Origin of the sequence: Halobacillus sp. B23F22_5, assembly GCF_043497085.1 — a bacterium.
Taxonomy (GTDB): Bacteria; Bacillota; Bacilli; order Bacillales; family Halobacillaceae; genus Thalassobacillus.
This window is the reverse complement of sequence record NZ_JBIEKI010000027.1, coordinates 21,507-28,533: the sequence shown is the minus strand read 5'-3', so window position 1 is coordinate 28,533 and position 7,027 is coordinate 21,507. Positions and strand designations below refer to the sequence as shown.

Here is a 7,027-nt window from a genome sequence, read left to right as displayed (position 1 = left end):
TAGAATTCAAGGGGAAGTCCTCCTTTTGATGTTTGTATTTGGTTGTACAAATGCATCTTAACGGAGGGCTTTTTTTAATTCAAGGACCCCTCTACTGAATCCCACAGGAATCTCCCGTGGGAGAAGGATCTAGACAAGACCCCGGAAGACGAAGTCTGAGGAGGCTTGTCAGTTCCCCCACAGGAAAGCGAACCGTTTTCCAGCCTCCCTTCTCCTGATTCGGCAACGGACCCAAATTACACTTGAAATCAAGTCTTCGACTTTTCGGCCCTATAATCGAATAAGTCTATTGTAAAAATCAAAATAACGTTTAACAAAGCCTATTTTATAAAAAGGGGTATCTTTAACCATAAGTGATCAAAGGTTCCTTACCCCCTACTTTTCCCTCAACATTATGTATGAACAATGTTACATTATATAAGAAGAATTAAATATGAAAAAAATATGACAGTAACAAAAATAGTATGGACTAATAGAATGAATGTGTTATACTAATAATCAAATTAAACCACACTTGGTTTTCCAATGGGTTGAAACTTAATGTAAAGGCGGGTTTACGCGATGACAATTATCAATCAAATGTCCCAACTCTCTGACTTGTTATCACAAGAGAATGTTTTGAAAAATCTTTCTGTAGCACAATTGGTTGAAAAAACTTTACACCGAAATGAAGGCGTTCTCACATCAACAGGTGCTGTCCGCGCTACAACGGGTACCTATACCGGACGCTCGCCTAAGGATAAATTTATCGTTAAAGATGATGTTTCCAATGATACAGTGGACTGGGGCCCGGTAAATTGTCCAATCGATGAAGATGTATTTACTCGTTTATACCATAAAGTACTCGATTACTTAAGTGCCAAGAACGAAGTATTTGTATTTAACGGATTTGCGGGAGCTGATGAGAATTATAGACTGCCAATCCAGGTGATCAATGAATTGGCATGGCATAATTTGTTCGCAAGGCAGATGTTCATCCGCCCGACGGAAGAAGAATTAACAGAACATGAAGCGGAATTCAGCGTAATTTCTGCTCCAAATTTCAAAGCGGACCCAGCGATTGACGGAACGAACTCTGAAGCTTTCATTCTAATTTCGTTAAAACATCGAATCGTGCTGATCGGTGGTACGGAATACGCAGGAGAAATCAAAAAATCTATTTTTTCCGTTATGAACTATATGTTGCCTAAGAAAAACGTGTTATCCATGCACTGTTCTGCCAACGTAGGGAAAGAAGGCGATGTCGCTCTGTTCTTCGGCCTTTCTGGCACAGGAAAAACCACTTTATCGGCTGATCCATACCGCCGTTTGATCGGTGATGATGAACACGCCTGGTCTCCGAAAGGTGTATTTAATATCGAAGGTGGCTGTTACGCCAAAACCATTAATTTATCAAAAGAGAAAGAACCACAGATCTATGATGCTATCCGGTTCGGCTCTGTGTTGGAAAACGTCATTCTGGATGATGAATCACGTAATCCCGATTATGATGATACATCCTTAACGGAAAACACACGTGCGGCTTACCCAATTGATAATATCGATAACATTGTCCTTCCAAGTGTTGCAGGTCATCCGAATACGATTATCTTTTTAACTGCAGATGCCTTTGGTGTTTTACCACCAATCAGTAAATTATCGAAAGAACAGGCTATGTATCATTTCCTCAGTGGCTACACAAGTAAGCTTGCTGGAACGGAACGAGGAGTCACATCACCGCAGGCGACATTCTCTGCTTGTTTCGGTTCTCCATTCCTTCCGTTAGCCCCTGCCACTTACGCAGAAATGCTTGGTGAAAAGATAGACCAATATAACACAAATGTCTTTCTGGTCAACACAGGATGGACTGGAGGAGCTTACGGTGAAGGGAATCGCATGAAGCTTTCCTATACCCGTGCCATGATCCACGCAGCCTTAGAAGGGGAACTGAATTCGGTTGAAACTCACGTAGATGATATCTTCGGATTGGAGGCGCCAATACAAGTACCTGGTGTACCGGATGAAGTATTGATTCCAAAGCAGACCTGGAATGATCCAGAAGCTTATGACCAAAAAGCAAAAGAATTAGCGATGAAATTCCATGAGAACTTCGAAAAGTTCACACATGCAAGTGATGCCATCGCTCAAGCTGGCCCGGCTTATCGAGGCTAGTATGACTATTGTTTCCTCATCTCCTCATATATAAAGAAGCGGATACGTATAATGCGTGTCCGCTTCTTTTACTTTTGTTGCAGCCACTGACACATCCTTTTGACTGTTTCCCGGTTCGTTTTTGGGGGGAAATAGTGATCGGTATCCGGGAAAATCCAACTCTCGTACCGTTTATTAGTAACCTTCATAGCTTCTTGCAGGCGGTAGGCATGCTGGATGTCCACATTTTCATCCTTTGCACCATGGATAATCAACAAGTCAGCGTCCATTCGACTTAACTCATGAAGAGGTGTCCTGGCAAGATAGCGGTCCGGATATTTTTTTGGCGTGCCACCAGTCACCCTTTTCATCATCCGTCGAAGATCTTCCCGTTCCCAGTATGTGAGCGTAACATCACTGACTCCACCCCAGACCACCACTTTTTTTACTTGGGGCATCGTAATTGCTGTCCATAATGCCATCACTCCTCCACGTGAAAAACCGAACACGAATATATCATCCCCCACTTTGGGATGATTCTCCAAAACATATATACCGGAGAATGCATCATGCCTGTCATTTAGAGCGAAATCCTCGCTTCCTTCTCCACCCAAATTACCACGGTAGAAAGGAGCAAACACCACAAACCCATGAGCTGCAAACTGAATGATCCTCCCTATCCGGACTTTTCCCACATTCTTTATTCCCCCACGCAAGTAAAGAAATCCAGGATAAGCACGGTCTTCTTTTGGTTCAACTAAAAACCCCTTTACTTTCAGCCCTTCACTCAAATAGGTAACCATGTGAACATCAAAACCGGGATGAGGTGAAGGGAATTTCAGTCTGTCCACCACTTCGCCATTCATCAGAACACCACCTTATTCGCAAGCCGTGATTATTTTTCATCTAGGCGTTCACACATTTTTTCAATCACACATAAACTACATTAGTTATTCTAACCAACATCATACAGGAGGAGCTTTCCGAATGAAAAATATCCGATTAGCGGGAATCGTTCTGATGACAATTTTGCTGACTATTACCGCAGCATGTGGACAGCAGCAAACTACCAGCTTGAAAGTTGCTGAAGTCACTCGTTCGATTTTCTATGCCCCGCAATACGTCGCGTTGGAAAAAGGATTCTTTGAAGAAGAAGGTTTGGAAGTTGAGCTTAATACTACATGGGGCGGGGACAAAACGATGACTGCCCTCTTATCTGATGGCACTGATATCGCACTGGTCGGGTCCGAAACCTCTATTTACGTACACGCTCGGGGAGCAAATGATCCAGCCATCAACTTTGCCCAATTAACGCAGACAGATGGAACATTTCTTGTTGCCCGGGAAAAGGTGGAGGACTTTGAATGGGAGGACTTGAATGACAGCACCTTCCTTGGCCAGCGTAAAGGCGGGATGCCGCAAATGGTAGGAGAATATGTTTTGAAGCAACATGACATCAACCCGCAGGAAGATCTGGAATTGATTCAGAATGTCGATTTTGCTAATATACCAAACGCTTTTGCCTCAGGAACAGGGGATTATGTACAGTTATTCGAGCCGACAGCCAGCATCTTTGAAAAAGAAGGTGTAGGTCATATCGTGGCTTCTTTTGGTGAAGAATCCGGTCATGTGCCTTATACCGTATTCATGACAAAAGAAAGCTTCATCAATGAAAACGAAGAAGCAATCCATAAATTCACGCGAGCTATTTATAAAGCACAGCAATGGGTGCAGGAACACTCTGCTATGGAGACGGCAAAAGTCATCCAGCCATACTTTGAGGACTCCGAGCTGGATCTGATTGCCACAGTAGTGGACCGTTACAAAAGCCAAGGCTCGTTCGCTACAGATCCTGTGTTAGATGAAGAAGAATGGAATAACTTGAAAGCTATCATGGAAGAAGCAGGAGAACTACCGGAAGATGTAGACCATGGAACTTTAGTCAATACCAGCATTGCTGAGGACATTATCAACGAATAGGAGGGTCACCCATGCCACTGTTGACCGTCAACCAGGTTTCTCATCATTATTACTCTAAAACAGACTATACCAAAGCCTTAGAAAATATCAGTTTCACCTTGGAGCAAGGGGAATTCATTTCGATACTGGGGCCAAGCGGCTGTGGAAAAACAACCTTGCTATCCATCGTTGCCGGACTGATTACACCAACCCGCGGAGAAATCATACTGGATGGGGCTTCAGATCAAAAGGCGGGGAACAAACCACCTATGGGTTATATGCTTCAGCAGGATTATTTATTTCCCTGGAAAACCATACAAGAGAATGTCCTTCTTGGTCCAAAAATCAACAAAGAACAAGATGCTTCCATGAATCAACGAGCGAAAAAAATACTGGAGGAAGTTGGCTTGCAGGATATCGGGGACTCTTATCCCGATGAACTTTCCGGCGGCATGAGACAACGTGCCGCTCTTGCACGGACGTTAATCACGGAACCAAAGCTGCTCTTATTGGATGAACCGTTTTCAGCATTGGATTTTCAGACCAAACTCCGTTTGGAGGATTTCGTCTCTCAGTTACTGAAGCAATACAATAAAGCAGCATTACTGGTTACTCATGACATCAGTGAAGCGATTGTCATGAGTGACCGCATCTTATTATTAAAACCGCGGCCTGGAGAAATCCAGGAAATCTTCAAGATGCCCGGAGAACTAAGAGAGCTCCCTCCTTTCCAAGCACGGCAACACCCCTCATTCCAGGAAATCTTCGATAAGGTATGGAAGGAGATGAGCGCTCTTGAAACAAATTGAGGCTACCAACAAGGAACTACATCAAGCTTATGTGAAAAAATTGAAGACGGAAAAACGTTTGATTCGTTTTTGGCAGGCTGCCATATTTGTATTTTTTTTCAGTTTATGGGAAGCGGCCAGTCAATTTAGATGGATCGATCCGCTGCTTTTCAGTTCACCACATAAAATCTACAACTTATTCATTGCCAAAGTAAGCGATGGTTCCCTTTGGGTTCATTTAAACGTAACCTTGTTCGAAACTATTGCAGGGTTCATCATTGGGACCATTGCAGGCATCTTGCTAGCAGCAATTCTATGGTGGTCAAACCGTTTTTCCAAAATCATCGATCCTTATCTTGTCATCCTCAACGCGATGCCAAAAGTAGCTCTTGGACCAATAATTATAGTTGCCCTTGGTCCGGGATATATATCTATCATTGCCATGGGTGCAATTATATCGATCATCATCACCACTTTGGTGGTCTATAATGCCTTTCAGGAAATCGACAGCAACTATATTAAAGTTTTGCAAAGCTTAGGGGCTTCGAAAAGTGTCTGTTTCAAGGAAGCCATCTTTCCTGCATCCTTTCCTACAATGATATCTTCCTTGAAAGTAAACGTCGGGCTCTCCTGGGTAGGGGTCATCGTAGGTGAATTCCTTGTATCAAAACAAGGCTTAGGCTACTTGATCATTTACGGCTTCCAAGTATTCGATTTCACGTTAGTTCTGTTCGCTCTCCTGATCATCGCTTTCTTTGCTGCTATCATGTACCAACTCGTTGAAAAACTGGAAAAAAAGCTAATTCGCCAATAACTACGCTAAACGCAAATGAGCACCCGCATATAATTGAATGTGGATGCTCATTTTTTCTATAGGGAGCGCAAAAGCACACCTGATTTATTTTAATAAAGATAGATCAACAGACTCCGCCATTTTCCGATAACCTGCATCATTGGGGTGGAGATGATCTCCTGCATCATACTTTGGAAGATAGCGTTCTGGTTCTTCGGGGTCTCGTAACCCTTTATCAAAATCTATCACTCCATCAAACTCCCCGCTGGTCCTGATCCAGTGATTTACCTCCTGACGAGTCTTTTCTCCTTTTGACGTGTACATCCCTGAACCTTTAAAAGGAGTCAAAGTTCCTCCGTATATTTTAAGCCCCTGCTCATGAGCAGCATGGATGATTTCCTGCATTCTTTCGATTATTTTTTTTGAGTCATATTCCGGGTGATGTCTGATGTCATTCAAACCTTGATGCAGGATTACTCCTCTGACACCTGTTTGACTGAACACATCCCGCTCCAGTCGACTCATCGCATTCTCACCTTTTTCAGGCGGACTATTGATCAGTTGATTTGCTGAAATACCTGCGTTCAAAATTGACATTTGGTTGTCTATATTTTCATTACTCATACGATCTGCTAAATAATCCGGCCAGCGATGGTTGGCATTTACTTTTGAATAATTACCATTCGCAATAGAACTTCCCAGGACAACAATTGAGCCTTGAATAGAAGAATCGGCTAATACGTCTACCCCATCCATCCAAAACCAAGCTTCTTCTTTTGTTTTAAACGCCGAACCATCAGAATCGGTAACCCGATTTCCATTTGCAATATAAGTGGTTTGAATGGAACGTGGGTGCCATGTGGCAGGCCCACTTTCTTTATCAACATAAAGACTAACCGCAATATTTTTACCCTTTTTAACTTTAAGAGGGATAGCATCACTAACTACTTTTTCCCCAGGCGGAATTGTTACCTTTTGCTCACCTTCAAATGTAACTTTCGTATCTGTTCCGGGGACATTTTCAGCTGCTTTATCTGAAATGGCTGCATGCACCGCTTCAATAGTCAGGGGAGTTGAACCAAATGTATTAGATAAACGTATACGTGCCTTTTCACCGTCAATTTGAGGATGGATGATCATACGTATAGTTTGACTTTTAAATCCATTTTGAGAAACCCCTTCTTCAAAAGGTGCCTGCATACTGGCAGCCCAAGCGCCAACCCATTGTCCTGTATCTGTTTGGGTATTCTTCGAATCATTATTGTCGCCAGGTTGGATTACGTTAACAAAAAGAAAAAAGGTCAGCATAACAAGTAAAAGAACTGCAAACATGTATAAGAAACGTTTCATAGAATCC

6 protein-coding genes are annotated in these 7,027 nt (G+C 42.8%); 4 read left to right on the top strand and 2 right to left on the bottom strand.

The window, feature by feature from the left end; all coding sequences use genetic code 11:
* Positions 1–561 precede the first annotated feature (561 nt).
* On the top strand, positions 562–2,151 hold the full coding sequence (gene pckA, locus ACGTN9_RS20545) for a phosphoenolpyruvate carboxykinase (ATP) (RefSeq protein ID WP_499596366.1): 1,590 nt from the start codon (positions 562–564) through the stop codon (positions 2,149–2,151).
* A gap of 68 nt (positions 2,152–2,219) precedes the next feature.
* Here the strand turns inward: pckA and ACGTN9_RS20540 are convergent, their stop codons facing one another.
* Complete coding sequence (locus ACGTN9_RS20540) at positions 2,220–2,996, bottom strand: alpha/beta hydrolase family protein (RefSeq protein WP_499596364.1); 777 nt, start codon at positions 2,994–2,996, stop codon at positions 2,220–2,222.
* Positions 2,997–3,117: 121 nt separating this feature from the next.
* On the opposite strand from ACGTN9_RS20540, the gene ACGTN9_RS20535 reads away from it, so the two are divergent.
* From ACGTN9_RS20535 to ACGTN9_RS20525, 3 genes are read left to right on the top strand one after another with little or no spacing between them, the layout of a single operon-like run.
* Positions 3,118–4,110: an ABC transporter substrate-binding protein gene (locus ACGTN9_RS20535; RefSeq protein ID WP_499596362.1), complete on the top strand. Its 993-nt coding sequence runs from the start codon at positions 3,118–3,120 to the stop codon at positions 4,108–4,110.
* A gap of 11 nt (positions 4,111–4,121) precedes the next feature.
* On the top strand, positions 4,122–4,898 hold the full coding sequence (locus ACGTN9_RS20530; protein WP_499596360.1) for an ABC transporter ATP-binding protein: 777 nt from the start codon (positions 4,122–4,124) through the stop codon (positions 4,896–4,898).
* Positions 4,885–5,691: an ABC transporter permease gene (locus ACGTN9_RS20525; protein ID WP_499596358.1), complete on the top strand. Its 807-nt coding sequence runs from the start codon at positions 4,885–4,887 to the stop codon at positions 5,689–5,691. The genes ACGTN9_RS20530 and ACGTN9_RS20525 overlap by 14 nt, the downstream gene beginning before the upstream one ends.
* 84 nt (positions 5,692–5,775) lie before the next feature.
* Here ACGTN9_RS20525 and ACGTN9_RS20520 read toward each other — a convergent pair whose 3' ends face one another.
* Positions 5,776–7,020 carry an SGNH/GDSL hydrolase family protein gene (locus ACGTN9_RS20520; protein WP_499596356.1) on the bottom strand — a complete coding sequence of 415 codons (1,245 nt, stop codon included), beginning with the start codon at positions 7,018–7,020 and terminating at the stop codon, positions 5,776–5,778.
* Positions 7,021–7,027 lie beyond the last annotated feature (7 nt).

Coding starts and splice junctions, on each gene's coding strand:
- ACGTN9_RS20535 (WP_499596362.1), top strand. CDS start 3,118: ATGAAAAATATCCGATTAGCGGGAATCGTTCTGATGACAATTTTGCTG.
- pckA (WP_499596366.1), top strand. CDS start 562: ATGACAATTATCAATCAAATGTCCCAACTCTCTGACTTGTTATCACAA.
- ACGTN9_RS20540 (WP_499596364.1), bottom strand. CDS start 2,996: ATGAATGGCGAAGTGGTGGACAGACTGAAATTCCCTTCACCTCATCCC.
- ACGTN9_RS20530 (WP_499596360.1), top strand. CDS start 4,122: ATGCCACTGTTGACCGTCAACCAGGTTTCTCATCATTATTACTCTAAA.
- ACGTN9_RS20520 (WP_499596356.1), bottom strand. CDS start 7,020: ATGAAACGTTTCTTATACATGTTTGCAGTTCTTTTACTTGTTATGCTG.